Source organism: Blautia sp. HCP3S3_G3, from assembly GCF_052063365.1.
Classification (GTDB): Bacteria; Bacillota; Clostridia; order Lachnospirales; family Lachnospiraceae; genus Blautia_A.
Map to the genome: position 1 here is coordinate 144,215 of NZ_JBQHXR010000004.1, position 17,384 is coordinate 161,598.

Sequence of the window (17,384 nt, forward strand, 5' to 3'; positions counted from 1 at the left end):
CATTTTCCCGATGTCCAATATGTCCCAAAATCAATGGACCTGGCATCGGAAATCTAATAATTCACTTTTCCGATGTCCAATATGTCCCAAAATCAATAGAGCGGGCATCGGAAATGTAAAAATTTGCTTTTCCGATGCAACATAACTTACACAAATGAGCCAGATCCGTACGGTTTTATCCCCACCTTATCATCCTTTTTGAATACCCTGAATAAAGCAAATTGTCTGAGATATTTCACATCAGAATATCCTTCGGTTCTTTCCTGCTGTTTTTCAGAAATACGGTCACCTGATTGGAAATATCACAGGTTGCCAGAAGAACATCCGAGACTTTACCAGCGCCCTGTCCCCGAATCTGGTTCATCAGCCATTTTTCATCATTTCCCGTATGCCGGAGATTCTCTTCCATAATCCGCCCGTCAAGAATCACATTTGCCACCATAAAATCCTGTTCCGGGGACAAATTCATGTCAGAAGGGGTTACCGGACGATCAGAAACTTTCGGAAGGAAACTAATCTTTCCGTTTTCCTCCAGAATTGCAGTCTCCAGCTTCGATACATCAAAATATCCGCTGATTCTGCATTGTGTCAGAAACTCTGTCACATCGATCTTGGCTTTTTTCAGATTCTCTCTGTAAAGTTCTCCATGATTCATAAGTACCAGCGGTTTTCCTTCTATCACCCTGCGTGCTTTTATCGATTTTGAACTGAACCAGGACAACAGAATCGCTGCGATTGCGTAAACAATCATAGCCGTCAGCGGCTGCACAAAGTTTTCTTCCAGCGAAGTCGCCATTTCCGCTGCGATTGATCCAATCGTGATCCCATTCACATAATCAAACATACTCATCTGTGACATCTGACGATACCCCATCAGTTTTGTCAGGATAAAGATTACAATAATAGACCCCAAAGAAAGCATAATAATATATAAAATTTCCCGCATAAGACCTCCTTGAATTTTCGTTCCGATCGGGCATATACATTATCCGATCAGAACTTTTACAGTTGCCTGACGCTATATTAGTATGCTTTCCTTTTTTTGATCTATTCATAAGAAAGATCGCCGTCTACAATACGCACAATGCGCTGTGCATTTTGAGTGACAGAAAAATCATGCGTGATCATTACAATTGTGTTTCCCATTACAGAAAAGCCATTGCAACAGTACCTGCGGTAAGGAACAGCAGGCCGACCGCTGATTTCCTGTCCAGTTTTTCATGAAACACAACATAAGAAAATGCTACAGTAACCAGAATACTCAGCTTATCGATCGGGACTACCACACTGGCGGGTCCATCCTGCAAAGCCCGGTAATAACAAAGCCATGATGCCCCTGTTGCCAGACCCGAACAACAGATAAAGACCAATTCCTTTTTGCGGATCTCGCTTACTTCTTTTTGTTTTCCGGTTATGAACACCATCATCCATGCCATCAGAAGCACAACGGTTGTTCTGATCGCGGTGCCGAGATTCGACTCCACGCCGGAAATTCCAATCTTTCCAAGAATTGCCGTAAGACTGGCAAAAACAGCTGATAAAACCGCATACAACAGCCAGCCCCTGCCTTGTTCCGGATTCTCCTCAGCATTTTCCTTCTTCTGGATCATCAGAAGAATTCCCAATGCAATCACTGCAACTGCAATTCCTTTTTTCCACGTGATGCCTTCACGAAGAAAAATCAGTGCCAGCAAAATCGTCAGTACCGTGCTGGACTTATCAATCGGTACCACCTTATTGATATTGCCGATCTGAAGTGCCCGAAAATAGCACAGCCAGGAAGCCCCTGTTGCCAGTCCCGACAAAACCAGAAACAGCAGAGTTCTTCCCTCTACTTCCATAATTCCATTCTGTGACCCGGACACGAATACCATCAGCCAGGAAAAAAGCATTACGACGATTGTTCGGACTGCCGTAGCCACATTGGAATCTGTTCTTTCAATTCCGCATTTTGCCAATATGGAAGTAACTCCTGCAAAAAAAGCCGAACCAACTGCAAATAATATCCACATTTCTTTCATCCCCCGTTCTGTAGTTCTTCTGACATTACAAACCAAAATATGGCAAAAGATAATCCAAAAACAATAAAAAGCTAAAGTTTATTTTAAAACCGGTTCACGGAAAATGCTTTTTCGCCAGCACAAAAGTCAGGGTACTTCCATGGAATCTGTAAACACTTTCCTGGCAGATTCTTCCTCAAACTGCATAGAATACAGATCATGATAATATCCATTTTCTGCCATCAGTTCCCCGTGCCTTCCCTGTTCGATAATTTTTCCGTCTTTTACCACAAGAATCAAGTCAGCATTCCGGATGGTCGAAAGACGATGAGCTATGATAAAAGAGGTATGTCCTTTCAGTAATTTCCCGGTAGCCTGCTGAATCAACTGCTCTGTCCCCGTATCAATAGACGAAGTCGCTTCGTCCAGTACAAAAATTGCAGGTTCTGCCAGAATTGCCCGGGCAAAAGAGATTAGCTGCTTCTCACCTGTAGAAAGTCTGCCGCCGCTTTCTCCCACATCACTGTCATAACCCTTTTCCAGCTTACTCACTACCACATCTGCAGACACACTTCTGGCTGCCTGAATGATTTCTTCATCCGTGGCATCCGGTTTGCCGTAACGGATATTTTCTTTCACCGTTCCACTGAAGAGATGGGGATTCTGCAGTACATATCCGATCTGGCTGTGCAGCCAGAGCTGAGACCGTTCCCGGTAATCTACACCATCTATGAGAATCCTGCCGCTGGTAGGCTCAAAAAAACGTCCTGCCAGATTCACAAGCGTAGATTTTCCTGCTCCTGTCTCCCCTACAATGGCAACATTCATTCCTGCCGGAACATGCAGATTGAAATGTTCCAGTACATATTCCTTTCCATCAGGATACATAAAGGAAACATCCTCAAACACAATATCTCCTTTGATTTTTTCCCAGTTTTCTTTTTTGGGATGAAAATTATCGCCATATTTCTCCTTTACTGCTTCACTGTCTACGACATTCGGTTCCTGGCTTAACAGATCCATAACCCTCTCAATATTTGCCTGACATGAGATCAGATCTGCGAGAAGTCTTGCAAGCTGCTGGATCGGTTCAAAAATAGCCACTGCATAGGAAATGAATACCGACAGCGTTCCCAGCTGCAGCAGATCGTTCTGTACCAAATATCCGCCTCTGTACAGAACCAGAGCAGAAGCCACAGAACTGAAAAACAGAATGGATGAGATAAAAAAGGCATTCAGTTTCGCCGCACTGCAGCCGGCATGGCGCATATCCTCCGTAAGTTTAAAAAATGACTGTTCATTATCTTTCTCAATCACCATGCTCTTGGATGTTTTTACTCCCGTAATTCCCTCATTATATGCACTGGTGATCTGAGAATTGATCTTACGCACTTTACGATTCCAGTGCAGAATACGATTCTGAAAAACAACTGTCAGCACTGCAATACACGGTACGATCAGCAAAAGCAGAAATGCCAGCCGTACATTCAGCATAAACATGATGACAAACACACCCACCACATAAATCAGTGCCCAGAACATATCCACCAGCCCCCAGGCAATCATTCCGGCAATACGAAGGGTGTCACTCATCACGCGGGCATGAATATAACCTACCGGTGTAGTATTGTAATAGGAAAACGATAAAGTCTGTAAATGCTGAAACTGTGCCCATTTCAGTTCCTTCCCCACATTCATTTCAATAGTGGTGGCTGCATGAACAGACAAATATACGCTCACCGTCTGCGCCACGATCACAGCCACATAGACAAAAGCAAACATCTGAATCCCATTCAGAGTATCCGGAATGATGAAGTGATCAATGGCGTAACTCTGAAACAACGGAACAAGTACATCCACTGCTGCCAGCAGAATATTGAGACTGAAGGTAATAAAAAAATACTTCTTATACGGTTTGAAAAAGGGAAACATCTTTGCCCAGACTTTTAACTGAAAAGGTTTATTATATTCCTGTTCTTCATAAGCTGCCATGTTCCTTCCCCCCTTTTCTGTCATCATGACTCATCTGTATATCATAAATCTTCCGATAAATCCCATTTTTTTCCAGCAGTTCCTGATGAGTTCCTGTCTCCGCGATCCTGCCCTGGTTCAGCACCAGAATCTGAGAAGCGCCCATAAGAGTATTGATGCGGTGGGAAATCAGAATCACTGTCGTATCTTTCATACGCGTCTTCAATGCCCGGCGGATTCTGTAATCTGTTTCCGCGTCAACGGCAGAAAGAGAATCATCAAACACCATGACCGGTGCTTTCTGTAAAAGCATCCGCGCAATGGCAACACGCTGCCGCTGGCCGCCGGAAAGAGTCACTCCTCTTTCCCCTACCAGAGTTTCATATCCATCCGGAAAACTCATGATGGCATCGTCTATACAGGCAATTCTGGCCGCCTCACGGATTTCTTCCATGGAAGCCTCAGGCCTGGATGCGGCAATATTCTCCCGAATCGTTCTGGAATAAAGAAACGGCTCCTGCAGCACCATCCCGATATTCCGGCGAAGTTCCTGCAGTGGAATTTCCCGGATATCCCTGCCGCCGATCATCACGGAGCCATTCTGCCCGTCAAGTTCATAAAGCCGGTCAAGAAGCTGCACAAGCGTAGATTTTCCGCTGCCTGTACCTCCAAGGATTCCAAATGTGGTTCCCTGCGGAATATGAAGGTTCACATTGGTCAATACCTGTTTTCCTTCTTCGTACCTGAAATCCACATGTTTGAAATCAATGTCAAAAGAACCCGGCATAGCTTTTTCCGTTTCTTCCGATTTTGCATATGTTTCTTCCAAACTTCCCAGTATGTAATCCACACGGTCAAAAGACACTCCTGCTTTGCTCATATCGGATAAAATTCTTCCAAGCCCCCGAACAGGCCAGACCAGTGTAGTGTTATAAGAAGCAAAGGCTACAAATTCTCCGACAGAGATATTTCCATGTACCGCTTCCACTGCACCCAGCACAATAATGGTAATCACCTGAAGACCAGTGATCAGATCACCAACGCCCCAGTAAAGACCGGAAAGAGTTCCGAGCCGGATCCACAGTTCTGCAAACGCATTATTTTTTTCCAGAAATCGATCCATTTCGTATTTTTCCTGCCCAAAAGCACGAACCACACGGACACCTGTGGCATTTTCCTGTACTACCGTGGATAATTCCCCCTCTGCCTCATCAGCATCTGTAAACCGCCTGGCGATCAGACGATAAAATATGGCGGAATAAGCCACCACCAGAGGCACAAACAAAAGGACCACCATCGAAAGCTTTACATTCATGGATACCATCATCCCGAAAGATACTGCAACCAGAAAAACAGTCCGGAATACCTCCAGAAGCTGTGTCACTACAAAATTCCGGATCACCTCCACATCCGACGTGCAGCGCTGGATAATATCTCCCGTCTGATTTTTGTCGTGCCAGCTCATAGGTAGTTTCTGCACATGGATAAATAACGTATCTCTCATGTTCTTTGCAAAATTCTCCCCGGCCTTCGCGGTATGATACCGGCAGATAAACATCGCCAGCCCGGACAGCAGGGCTACTCCTGTCAGTACCAGCCCCATCACCCATAAATGCCCGGACAGATATGGATAATCGTCACTTCCCAGCACCGAATCGATGGTGAACCGGAATATCTGCGGTGTCAAAGAATTCAATATCGTCGTAACAAAAGAGGCTGCGACGGCTGCCGCAAAAGCCCCTCTTGTTCCCTCAAAAAAGCGTAAAATCAATTGTAATCGTCTGTGTTTTTTCATATATCCTTCTCCATCATTTTTTCTGATAGCCCGAGTGTACTGGACAGGAGCCGACATTTTTCAGCGCAGCCACCTGTTCAGTGTCCGTGCAAGATTCTTCAGATCCAATGGTTTGGCAATATGTTCGTTCATACCGACTGTTTTGGCAGCAAGCACATCCTCTGCAAATGCATTTGCCGTCATGGCAACGATCGGTATCTTTTTGCAGTAATTCCGATTCATGGCACGGATTGCTCTCACGGCATCATATCCGTTCATCACCGGCATCTGGATAACCTTTAACCCGTTCATAATGGGGATGTTGATATCCATAATAGCGATGTCCGGACGGAGTGTGTCGATTTTCGCAAGTGCTTCCATTCCGTCTGCGGCTTCGCCCACCACCTCACAGTCGTGTGCCTCCCAGTCAAACAGGCGCTTAAATCCCTACCGAATCATAATCTCGTCATCCACCAAAAGTACTCGCAGCTTCTTCATTTTATCTCCTCCTTCAGCGGCAGCAGGATGTGAGCCGTTACTCCGCCACCCGGGTTTTCTGTGTACGAAAGTCCATATTCCCGACCGCAAAGCAGCTTGATGCGCTTTTGCACATTTAAGATACCGATGCTGTTGCCGGTGAGTTTTGGCATCTGCTTATCATAGCTTTGCAGCATCTCATCAATGACAGCTTTTTTGCCTTCCGCAAAGCCGCTGCCTGTATCACGAACGCAAATTTCCATACAGCTGTCCGCCGTTCTTTTCGCCGAAATCTCTACCTCACCACGATAACCGCGGTTTTTCAAACCGTGGAGCAGACTGTTTTCCACGATGGGCTGCAAAAGAAAGTTTGGTACCTGAGTGCCGCCCAGATCGGGATGAATATCGTACTCGCATTTCAGCTCCGGGTAGCGGTAACACATCAGTTCCATATAAGCTTCCAGCAATTCCATCTCGTCATCCAACGTGACCAGAGGCCGGTCCACTTTCACGCTGAGGCGAAAAAAATCCACCAGGCGCATGAGCAGGTCAGCAACTTTTTTATCTCCGTTTAATTGCGCCTGAATTCGGATAGTGTCCAGGGTGTTGTAGAGAAAATGAGGGTTGACCTGGCTTTTCAGATATAACATGGACATCTTCTGCTCCACCAGTTCTGCGCGGAGAGCCTCCGGATTTTCCAGAGTCAGGTAGAAAGAAAGCGTCATCAGGGTAATGCCCATGCCGCTGATGAGCCAGGTATGATGCAGCCCCTGCAAAACACAGACCACAAATTCGATCACCAGTGCCGCACCGATGGCAGATTTCTTTTTCCGGTCGATGGCCTTTCGGTTTACCAACAGAAGCTCCGGTGCAAAGCCGAGTTCTCCTTTTCTGTCGAGAAATACATATAGGCGACAAGTGTCACCACTAAAAACAAAGCAATTTCCATCCGCAGCATGATTGTCCCTCCCTTTTGTTCTTAATGATAGACCAGCCACGCTCTATGTTGTACAAAACAATCTTATTTTTATCTGTTATTCTACAAAAGGATGCTCATTTTATATAGGTGAATTATGTATACAAATGTGTTTATTTTTTAGGGTCATTGCCTTTGGCCAGGAAGCCTTAACTCATTGCCTTCAGGCAGGGAAACAGGAATGGAGTTTCTCTTCTTACAGCATTGTGCACCAGACTATCACACAGTCTGACGCACAATATTTCTTCCAAGGCGAATTTTAAAATCTTCGTATCCGAATTCTCTTAATAGTTCCAGTTTTCCTCCAGCAGTTCTTTTCCATATCGATGGCAGTGCCATACCGTTAAACGTATTATTTTTACAGGTGGTATAGATTGCCATATCGCCAAATAACAGCACCTCTCCTTCCGTCAAAGCATGGTCGAATCCGTAATCTCCAATCACATCTCCTGACAGGCAGGTCGGGCCGCCCAGCCGGTAAGTATACTTTCCCTCTGTGCCGGAAACTGCTCCGTACAGCGGAGGAAGATACGGCATCTCAATGACATCCGGCATATGACAGGCTGCGCTGGCATCCAGAATTGCGGATTTTATGCACCTTTCCGCCGCACCATGTTTCAACTGAATAGCTGTTCAGCTTATCAAAGTTTTCATGATTACCATCTATGAACAACACAGTATACTCTTGTTCGTTTAGAAAATCATAAAACGTTTCTTCAGACCAATAACGTCCGTTCCAAAACCCAACCCCGAAATCTCCGCACACAAGAATAATGTCAGAAGGGGAGAGAACAGGTTCTATTTGTTCTACCCACTTATATTGATTTCCGTGAGTATCTCCAGTAATGTAAATCATGAAATCTCTCACTATTTCTATCTATAGAAAAGAAGCTTTCGCTCGTTATTTTCATTGTCAATTATATATATATTGCGGTTTTCAACCAAATCACGAGGACAAAATATCTATCTCGAATTTCAAAAGTCCTATGGCATTCCGATATCATAGATAACCTGAATGACATAGGATTTAGTAGTAAGTAGAGTCTTATAGTGCCTGCAATTTAAAAGTCGACATAACCCGCTTGCCGGAAGGCTCACTCGCTGTCACTTCCAACATTCCCTCAGCATTTAAACTGAGCTGGCAGCGCAAGCTAAGATCTTTTTTCGAATTCGGTGGTAATCTTAATTCAACGGTGCCAATAAAACGTTTTTCTGGTCTTGTACGATCGTATTCATCATCCATATATTCAGATTCAAAAATACGAAATGCGACCACTTCTTGCCCGTCTCTTGTCGGACAGTACCCCTTGCTCTGAGTGACTGGCAATTTAGAGCCTTTAAAAATAATGTTTGATATGATTTCTTTATTATCAGGGTATCCATAATGCGTGTTGGAGTCAGTTCCATAAGAGAAGCTTGCAACATCCTTCAGCACATTGATCTGAGGCATATTTGCATAAATCGTTGCGCCATTTACGACAGCATGCTCCGGTTCATATAACCTTATCTTACACTTCGGGAAGCGCTTGAGCAGTCCTTCTTCGACCTGAAGCATATTGGAACTTCCACCAACACAGATTATTTCATCAATTTTGCAGGATATTGAATGCTTATCATACACATCCTGCAGACAATCTAAAGTCTGTCTCAGCAAATGCGCTGTAATTTCATCAAAGACCGTCTTTGAAATTGGAGTTGTGTAAATGCGTCCATTAAGTTCTACTCTAGCGATTGATCTGCTCTTGGTTGGATCCGATAAATCATGCTTAACTGTAATGGCTGTACGACGTATTTTTTCCTCGTATCCGACATTTCCTTTAATCCTAATACCAGATTTATTTTCGATAATTTGGGTGATATACTTCACTAATTCTTCATCCCAGTTTCTTCCGCCGAGACGTACCATGTCTGAGTCAACTACTGTGTAGTGTTCAGCTGAACTAGAATCGGAGCGCACCAATGCCACATCGCATGTTCCGCCACCCAAATCATATACCAAGATATACTTGTTATCTTCTAACTCAGTATTATAGTAAGAAATTGCAGCGGCCACTGGTTCCTTAATAATCGCTCTAATAGGAACCTTCGTAGTTCCCAAACATTCTCTTGCCGCTTCAGCGATTAACCCTCTTTCCTGCATACCGAATTTTGCAGGTACAGAAATAACAATCCCTTCAATGTTAGTGTTTATGGAGCGTTTTTTTGCCACCTGCACAGCCTTTAAAATCAAAGTTTTGTATATTTCCTTAATAATATCTTTCGCACTAAAAGTTTTTCCATCCAGAACGAAAGACTTTCCGGACAAGATGGCCATCTTTACCTCCGTAACCAAGTTAGCAGCCGCTTCTCCTTGTCCAGCATCTAATGCATCTTGTCCAATTAGTATCCCGCAGTCTCTATCATAATAGAACTCTGACGGTATGCCATATTCTCCCGGGTTCAACAATAATAATGGTTGCCCAAGATACATTGTCGAAACCTGAGAAAACGAAGTTCCAAAATCAATACCAAGAAACATGTTTATCTCCTTCTATTTCTACTCGTTCTTTCTGCAGTACCTGTTCACCCCAAACAAATCCATTTCTTAGGCTACGTGAAATACGTGCATTCCTAGGATCAAACTGAATACCTGTTTTCCCCAATGTATGATGTTTTGCAGAAAAAGCATCCCCTTGGAAACTGACAATAGTCTGAACACCGTAATCTGCCAGATACTCCACTAGCATATCCAGGAAAACATCCATATTATAAGCCGCATTCTCGAGATCCTGACTATTCGTCTGTAATGCAAGAGAGAATGTAGAATCTTTAGTGTCTGCGATTAAGTTATACAATTCTATCAGCTGAGTATAGGCTTTTCTTGTAATGCTTTCAAAGACAGAGTCTTCTAAACGCTTAATACTTTCATTCGCTTTAACCAGTGCTTCTCTCACTGCGGAAAAGCATTCCTCGGTGCTACTATGTTCATCGGCATACTCATTCAACCGTTTATTTGCAGAAAGATCTAAGATGCGTTTTTTGGCTTCAGCTATTTTTTTATCTGCAATAATAGAAGCATTGTGAATAATCTTGTCCGCTTGTTCCTGTGCTGCATCAAGTATACTCTGCTTTTCACTCTCGCCTTGTCTATGCGCTGACTCAACAATTTCTCTTGCCTCGGTCTCTGCTTGAACACGAGCCTGTGCAATAATTGTCTCCTTTTCTTTCTCTGCCTCCATCATGAGAGTTTTTACTTTACCAGCGATTTCTTGTTTAACCAGTTCAGTAATGACAAAGTCTTCTGGAATAACGCTCTTACTATCCACGCTGTTCACTGGCATCCCTGTATACATTTTTTGTCTGAGTTCAACAACCAAAGTGTCGATTGCCTTGAATGCCTGCAGCAAGCGCCTTGGTTCAGGATCCTTCGGTACATAGTTCCCCCAAAAATACGGCAGCAGTTTTTCTATAGTGTTTGCTGATAAACTGCCGTTCATATAATCGGACAGAAGGATAGGGAACTGCCAAGCATCAAATGTTGGCAGTACACTACGCCTGCGCATTTCTGTAAGGCAATAGTTACTCGCATCAAACTTAATTGTTGCAATTCTATGATTTGAACAATAATAAATACACTCATTAATAGAAGCATCCAATAATGGTGAATAGCTACCAATTATCAGTTCAGCTTTCATTTTCTCTAGTAAGCCTTCGACGTCTTTTACCGTTGGCTTTGTTCTCCCAAAACTAAACTCTCTTGGAATTTTATTATAAACATCCAATGAAGAGGGTTCCGTTCTCATAATGATTCACACCTCTTTTCTTACTTTGTCTCATACCCGAGAAATCTCATAGAGATGTCCGGATATCCATCAAACGTTAATTCTAATCCATCTTCGATCAACGCTACTTTACCCGGAACTATTTCTTTCTGAGTTCCGTTTTCCATGGTAAACCAAGATATATTGCTCAAGTTTTTGAGTCCCAACGCATTTGTTTTTGAATTATACATCAAGCGCATAAACTCAGGTGTTTTTAACTTGATTCCCAAGATTTCTCCTGGTAAGGTTGTCCCACGCCCAAAAGCAATTCTTAAGTAGTTTGGCTGACTAATGCTTTCCACCAACCATTTAGTGAGCAAATCAGCTTTTTCTGTTGTATTGCTGCAGAAAATACATTTTTTTGCAGTCTTAAAAGTGTTGTGTCCGCAAAAAGGACATACTTCTACATCTGCTATAGCTTCGCAAAACAAAAGTTCCCATTCGTCAAGAGTAACAACTCTTCCGGTTTCGGCAAAAGCAATATCAAAAAGCGCACGTCTTATGTTCTCAGGAAGTGAGTCCCAAACCAATAATGCGGATTGCGATCCACAGATTGAATTCGTCTCTTCATCCCATGCAAGACCTTCTTCTGTATTCTCTCCTCTCGGTGTCACTAACGTATTGTCAGGGTTACCAGGATTCACTCCTATTAAGAGGTATAACAACAAACGAGAAATCGCATCTTGATACAAATTATCATAGCTATCATCAACGCTCTCCGCTTGAGCAATATCGACACCATCAAACACAAATTGAAATTCACCATATTCAATATTGAAAAAGAATTGGTGTCCATCTATCTTGTCAAAAACAACCCCTTTATTGCGGAGATGCTTCATTGTTCTCACAAACTCCAGCACGGAACGTAATGCGTTTTCAATATTGTTCGAATTACGAAGTGCATCAGACTCAGGATTCAATAACCATTCAACCCCATTTGTATAACTTCTTAAATCACGGTCAATAATCACACCTTTTAACTCGTCAGATACAATCATGCCATCAAGAGGGAGAATAATAGAGTCACGCTCTTCAAAATTTTCATTTTCCAAAAAGCCTTCCTCATATAATTTCTCAGACCGCTCCAACAGAGCCTCCACGTCTTGAACTGCACTATTTATAAGCACGTTTCCCTGCATCTTTGAGGTGCTATATGTAATCAATGCCAACATATCATTAAATGGTTTTCCAACAAGTTTAACCATTTTTCCCAACACCGTTTTAAATTGTTCCGGCAAAACCGCATCCGATGTTGTCACTAATGTTGCATCACGTTGTTCCGCAATATCATGATCATAAGTATCGCTCATTTGCTTAACCTCCGTGTTACTTTATCTCTGCTACAGTAAGCTGCAACTGACGCTTTAAAACTGTAATAACGAGTCCTTTTTTCAGAACAACTCTGCCGCCTGGAGCACAAGCCTTTTTATTACCACCATCAGATATCGTCCAGGTATAATTGCTTAAATTTACTGCAGACAGCATATTCTTTGACTTGCTGTATTCTATCCTCATCCAGCCTTCATTTAATCCCGCATATATTGCTTTTCCTTGCAGTTGCTGCTTTCGCTTTGCAACAATATCCAAATGAGTAGGAGCGATATCTCTTCTTGCTTTAAATGTTACTGTTGTCAGCTCTGCTGTAGAAACCGGAGGATTCACCGGTGGCTTCTGTACTGGTGTTTTATTCACTGGCGTTTTCTGTACCAGCGGTTTCTTCACCGGGGGCTTCTGTACCGGAATGATAGGCTTCGGTGGCTGCGTTCCAACTGATTTTAACAGCGGTAATTTTGCTTTACAAAAATTGCACTCAACCTTTTTTTGCTTATCTCCAAAATTCAGTTTTCCACACTTACATTTTACCAGTCCAGTAGCTTGAAGCACCTCAAAGGTCTTCATCCAATCTCTGTCTGTCGCTCTTTTGTTCCTATTGGCATTTGTAAGACCGGTTGAAAAAGTCTGACAAAAAGTCTGCTGAATTTCACTCGGTAAGCGATTCCATCTTTTTGTCTGAATCTCGTAGAGAAGAGGATTCAATGGATCTACCAGTTTGCGAATTTCGTTAGAATGATCTTTGGGATCAAATGCAAAAACGGCCATACTGCCATATATCGTTGATGCAGCTTCCTGTACGGATAAATTGTTATTCAACAGATATTGACGTGTTTTTTTGCCGTCCATAGGGTACCCGCCTACAAGTAACCGATAAAACAAAACTGCCATTGAAAAATAGTCAGTATAAGTATCGGGTGTACTAGTAACGTAGACTTCTGGTGCCATATAGCCGTCCGTACCTTTAATAGTTTTTGTTGACTGAACGCTGATATTATCACAGTCAATAATTCTAATCTCTCCAGTTTTATTGTTGATATAAATATTTCCCTCGTTGATGTCTTTATAGCACCATCCTTTAAAATGAACTCGCCTAAACAAATGAGCGATGTTTATGCAAGCTTTGCAAATAATAAGTGCATCAGGATATGCATCGCGGTGCCACAAATTAGGAACGGGCAGGAACGATTTGGTATCAACCAATTCCATTACATAACCAAAACCTTTGCTTTGAGGCAGCTCTATTAAACTATCCTTATCAAGAGGTCCAATAAATGATTGCAAAGGCGTCTTTCCATCATCCTCTGTCAACGGATTCTTCATGAGATTCTGGATATTTCTTTTTATGGCATTATGCATTCTACGTGATTCAGGAGAGGGAACATATTCCTTGAACACACATTCCTTCTTATCGCTTAATCTACGTGCTTTATATACCTTCGCAACTCCACCCGCTCCGAGCTTTTTGCCAATGGCATACTCTACTCCAGTCGTAGATTTCACAATCTTATCGGTTACCATTTTCCCGGATTGTGCTTTTCTTTTTCGTTCAGTATAATCTCCAGATATCATAAGTTCTCCTTTGATGTATAGCTATACTCTTGAATTCTATTATCTTTATCGTCAAGTACACTAAATGAAAGACCAGAAATTAATTCAACTGATTCTCCAGACTGAATTCTCGCTCCACCATTCAGTTGCCAATTATAGCCGCTTGTATTTTTAATTCGTGTAGTACGATTATCGCGTATCAACTGTCCTAACTCCTTACCAGAGAGGTTGCCCGACATATAGTATTTGCGACCACGATCAATATAGCCAATATCAAATAATGGCTGTTTATTATCAGAACATTCCAGAATTCCAAGTACATGACTAAAACATCTGTCAATAATTTCTGTATAAGCTCTACTTGCCTGCGTTGTATCTTTAGACAAAGCCTCTCTTTTTACGTAAATCTTTTTTCCATCAAATGATATGTTAAAGAGCGCTGACAAGTTTAAGCATAAACCTTTTTCCGATAATTCCTTATTAAGTTCGCTCAGATGAACAAGAAGGTTCATTATCGTTTGTCCAGATTCATATGGTCTGGTTTTATCAATTCTCAGCATTCCCGTACATTGCATAAACTCAAGAGTCCATGCCTGTTGATTCTTATATAAGGCATAGGAATATTTATCATCACACCATACATCCGATGCATCTTCAACTTCTGCTGTTTTTAATAATTCTTTCTCAACACCTCCGCACAGGGGAGAAACAACAACGTCCGCATATCCGCTATCGTGTTTTACGTAAAACAACATGCAGTCGGCGTTTTGTCTGCGAAGAAAAGCCGCTTGCGCATGACAAAGGATACATTGCTCAATCTTATCGTAATCAACTTCCAGGCGCGAATCGTCAAAAGCCACTGCAACCGAACAGTCATCCTGGGTTCTCATGGCAGAAAAATCCTTGTATGGCTCCCCGGTTTCTTTGTAACAAAACGCTTGATATGGTTCAGGGGATGTACGATCGAAGAATCGATGTCGCATTTGAATAGCATAATCATAAAAATGGGTCCCTTTATCCAAACTCTCATACATTCCATCTGTGCTTAACAGTACACCATTGAAAAGATTTCTTGGGTATTTTTCTATTTGAAAGTCTTCTCTTGCGCAACGTTCATTCGCTAAACATCTCACTCTGCTACTGTCTTTTGGTGCATGCACTCTCAGTTTAACCCCATAAGAATCATTGAACACTAATATCTGTCCATCGCCAAGATTTCCTGCAATAATCCAATTATCTGTGATTACAGCAAACATAATAGTCGAACCGTATTTACTAAACTCTTTTAGCTGTTCAGCAGACGATTGTATATTCTTCTTGCTGACTTCTTCCATTACAAGCTTAATCCATATGGAAACCAGCTTTTCTCTAAACGACACTGACATCAGCCGCTCAATTAGAGTATCTTCGCTTCGACAAGACTTACTTGCCATTGCAACCGTTTTAACAACTGCTTCACACGCTAATTTCGAACCCACATCACTATGTTCACAAGAACTAACACCATCAGCATCTGCAAGTATTGTACACCCATTTACATAAGTGGCTAAGCAATAATCTTGGCATGGCGTTTTTTCTAATACATGTTTTGTTCCCTTTCTCCGTGCAGTAAAGAGCTTTAACTTTTTATCAGCTGCTGATTCGGCAAAGTCATATGTTTCATAAGTAGACGGATTTTTAGCTTTTTCTAGTTGCTCTTCAATTATCCGCAGGTGTTTATCAAGCTTTGTAACTGCTTTTTTTTCATTTGACACATCATCAACTCCCTGCACAGAATCAATCACACTTTGTTGACTTAGAATACTCTCTACTACACAGGTTACTATTTCCTGTTGTGTTTTCTCATCCATATTATATTCTCCTAATAAAAAATGGTCCCGCCGTTGAAATCAAAGGCAGGACCAGGGCAGGACCGTTTATATCGCTGTTCTTTGGTCAAAACTATTCAATTAATTATTCTTCCCAATCGCCTTCGTCATCGTCCTCATATGTCGGTGTAATAACAGGAGTGTCATCTCCATCACCGCCAACACCGCCACCAATAGAAGAAGCAATACTACTTACCGTTACGCCTTTCAGAAGTCCTTTAAGCATCTGTACATCATCAACATTGAATACAAACGGAACATTCTCGTCCATTGTTCCATCTTCACGCTCAATGTTACCAACAGAAGCAAAGTTATTCAACTCCGTCTGGTTCGCACCGGTAACACCAATGGCAATTCTTGTGATTTTATCCTTGTTCGGATCAGTAGAACTCTTCAAAGAAGCTTTAAGTTTGGCAACAGCCTCTACTGTCTTCTGGGGATCGTTACTTTCACCGTCAGTAATCAAGATGACAACAGGGCGATAATTTCTCTCTCCCAAAAATTCACGATGCATAACACCTCTAGCGAGATCAATAGCACCCGCAGTATCAGTTCCACCATTTGCGTTCAGGGGCATCCAATCAATATGTTCAACACCCTGACGAGTATCTCCGATAAGCCATTTCGCAACAGAATTAAATTCAACAACACGCATTAACAGCTGAACTTCCTTTTCCTTTGCAGCTTCTTCAGCCACCTGAATCGCTTCAGCCATTGCTACATTAAGCTGATTAATAGGCTCACCATACATAGAGCCAGAAGTATCAAGAAGGTATATAAGATTTAACTGATATTTAGTAGTACCTGCTTCAAATTCATCGTACATTTCAAATTCCTCCTGTGCATTTTGTTTATATGTACTCTTTTACATCATATCACATTCGACACAAATTCACAAGATGCAACACAATAAAACAAAAATTTTCTCTTTTCTGCACAAAAAGAGCAGGGCATATAGTGTTCCTTTTGTGCCGACCAAACATTTGTGCCTTTTGCTATTTTACTTTCCTTGTCCGTGTCCAGAAGATCCGTTACCAGCAGATGACGAACCAGTCTGTTCCGTTGCTATTTGCTGAAGATACAGAGCCTTTCACCGCAGCAGTTCTGCTACTGCCGCTTCCATTGCTTGCTTTTGACGAAGCATTCTTCACCGCATTGGCTCTAGGATTATTCCCAGATTTATAACCCGGTTCACGTCCCTGACGTCCTGGACCTTCATCTCCTCTTTCTCTTCCACCAGAGTTTTCTGCCTTTGAATTCGAACTCTTTTTGGTGCTATAGTTTTTGCTCACACTATCAAGTTTGGCCATGGTCTCAGAATCAACCCGAAGGCTATCTCTAAAGCTATTTTTATCACTCATACTGATATTCTCCATTCTTATTTACGTTTATTTACACCAAGGGCAAACAGTCCTTCCGATAAATAATCTTCTGTGGCAAACTGGGCATTGTTTTAATCCTGTCTTTGCAACCACTTTAAAGGTTTGCATCCACTCTCTATCAGTTGTTCTTTTCCGTTTACTATGTCCCGCGTCGAATTATAGTTCTCACCTACCGCAACTATACGGCAGATTATTTTCGGAACATCCCTTTTCATGTCTATCTTAACGTGCTGTGTTTTACGGCACGTTTTTT

Annotated in this window: 14 protein-coding genes and 1 pseudogene; all 15 read right to left on the reverse strand. The window is 42.2% G+C overall.

From position 1 onward, the window contains the following. Window positions 1–235: 235 nt before the first annotated feature. The 15 genes and pseudogenes from ACTNEW_RS06755 to ACTNEW_RS06825 all read right to left on the reverse strand — a co-directional run bounded on the left by ACTNEW_RS06755 (window position 236) and on the right by ACTNEW_RS06825 (window position 17,110). Complete coding sequence (locus ACTNEW_RS06755; protein ID WP_441059322.1) at window positions 236–946, reverse strand: YetF domain-containing protein; 711 nt, start codon at window positions 944–946, stop codon at window positions 236–238. 199 nt (window positions 947–1,145) lie between these two features. Next, window positions 1,146–2,012, reverse strand: coding sequence for an EamA family transporter (locus ACTNEW_RS06760; protein ID WP_441059324.1), 867 nt, complete (start codon window positions 2,010–2,012; stop codon window positions 1,146–1,148). Window positions 2,013–2,147: 135 nt separating this feature from the next. Further along, a complete protein-coding gene (locus ACTNEW_RS06765) occupies window positions 2,148–3,992 on the reverse strand; it encodes an ABC transporter ATP-binding protein (protein ID WP_441059326.1) in 1,845 nt (614 codons plus the stop codon). Then, on the reverse strand, window positions 3,979–5,766 hold the full coding sequence (locus tag ACTNEW_RS06770; RefSeq protein ID WP_441059328.1) for an ABC transporter ATP-binding protein: 1,788 nt from the start codon (window positions 5,764–5,766) through the stop codon (window positions 3,979–3,981). Before ACTNEW_RS06770 ends, ACTNEW_RS06765 begins: the two co-directional genes overlap by 14 nt. A gap of 60 nt (window positions 5,767–5,826) precedes the next feature. Continuing rightward, window positions 5,827–6,180, reverse strand: a complete 354-nt coding sequence (locus tag ACTNEW_RS06775; RefSeq protein ID WP_441059356.1) for a response regulator — start codon at window positions 6,178–6,180, stop codon at window positions 5,827–5,829. 59 nt (window positions 6,181–6,239) lie between these two features. Then, window positions 6,240–7,079 carry a sensor histidine kinase gene (locus ACTNEW_RS06780; RefSeq protein ID WP_441059330.1) on the reverse strand — a complete coding sequence of 280 codons (840 nt, stop codon included), beginning with the start codon at window positions 7,077–7,079 and terminating at the stop codon, window positions 6,240–6,242. 338 nt (window positions 7,080–7,417) lie between these two features. Then, window positions 7,418–7,783, reverse strand: a pseudogene (locus ACTNEW_RS06785) (carboxynorspermidine decarboxylase); the annotation flags it as partial. After that, window positions 7,737–8,054, reverse strand: coding sequence for a metallophosphoesterase (locus ACTNEW_RS06790; RefSeq protein ID WP_441059332.1), 318 nt, complete (start codon window positions 8,052–8,054; stop codon window positions 7,737–7,739). The gene ACTNEW_RS06790 and the pseudogene ACTNEW_RS06785, both read right to left, overlap by 47 nt. 189 nt (window positions 8,055–8,243) lie before the next feature. After that, window positions 8,244–9,716 carry an Hsp70 family protein gene (locus ACTNEW_RS06795; protein ID WP_441059334.1) on the reverse strand — a complete coding sequence of 491 codons (1,473 nt, stop codon included), beginning with the start codon at window positions 9,714–9,716 and terminating at the stop codon, window positions 8,244–8,246. Then, window positions 9,700–10,980 carry a hypothetical protein gene (locus ACTNEW_RS06800; RefSeq protein ID WP_441059336.1) on the reverse strand — a complete coding sequence of 427 codons (1,281 nt, stop codon included), beginning with the start codon at window positions 10,978–10,980 and terminating at the stop codon, window positions 9,700–9,702. Before ACTNEW_RS06800 ends, ACTNEW_RS06795 begins: the two co-directional genes overlap by 17 nt. A gap of 20 nt (window positions 10,981–11,000) precedes the next feature. Beyond that, window positions 11,001–12,308, reverse strand: coding sequence for a hypothetical protein (locus tag ACTNEW_RS06805; RefSeq protein ID WP_441059338.1), 1,308 nt, complete (start codon window positions 12,306–12,308; stop codon window positions 11,001–11,003). A 16-nt stretch (window positions 12,309–12,324) separates the two neighbouring features. Next, window positions 12,325–13,902 (reverse strand): protein kinase domain-containing protein, encoded by a 1,578-nt coding sequence (locus ACTNEW_RS06810; protein ID WP_441059340.1) that lies wholly within the window; start codon window positions 13,900–13,902, stop codon window positions 12,325–12,327. Then, entirely contained in the window at window positions 13,899–15,731 is a 1,833-nt protein-coding gene (locus ACTNEW_RS06815; RefSeq protein ID WP_441059342.1) for a protein phosphatase 2C domain-containing protein, read from the reverse strand. Before ACTNEW_RS06815 ends, ACTNEW_RS06810 begins: the two co-directional genes overlap by 4 nt. Before the next feature lie 103 nt (window positions 15,732–15,834). Beyond that, on the reverse strand, window positions 15,835–16,575 hold the full coding sequence (locus ACTNEW_RS06820) for a vWA domain-containing protein (protein WP_441059344.1): 741 nt from the start codon (window positions 16,573–16,575) through the stop codon (window positions 15,835–15,837). 205 nt (window positions 16,576–16,780) lie between these two features. Beyond that, window positions 16,781–17,110, reverse strand: coding sequence for a hypothetical protein (locus tag ACTNEW_RS06825; RefSeq protein WP_441059346.1), 330 nt, complete (start codon window positions 17,108–17,110; stop codon window positions 16,781–16,783). Window positions 17,111–17,384: the final 274 nt, after the last annotated feature.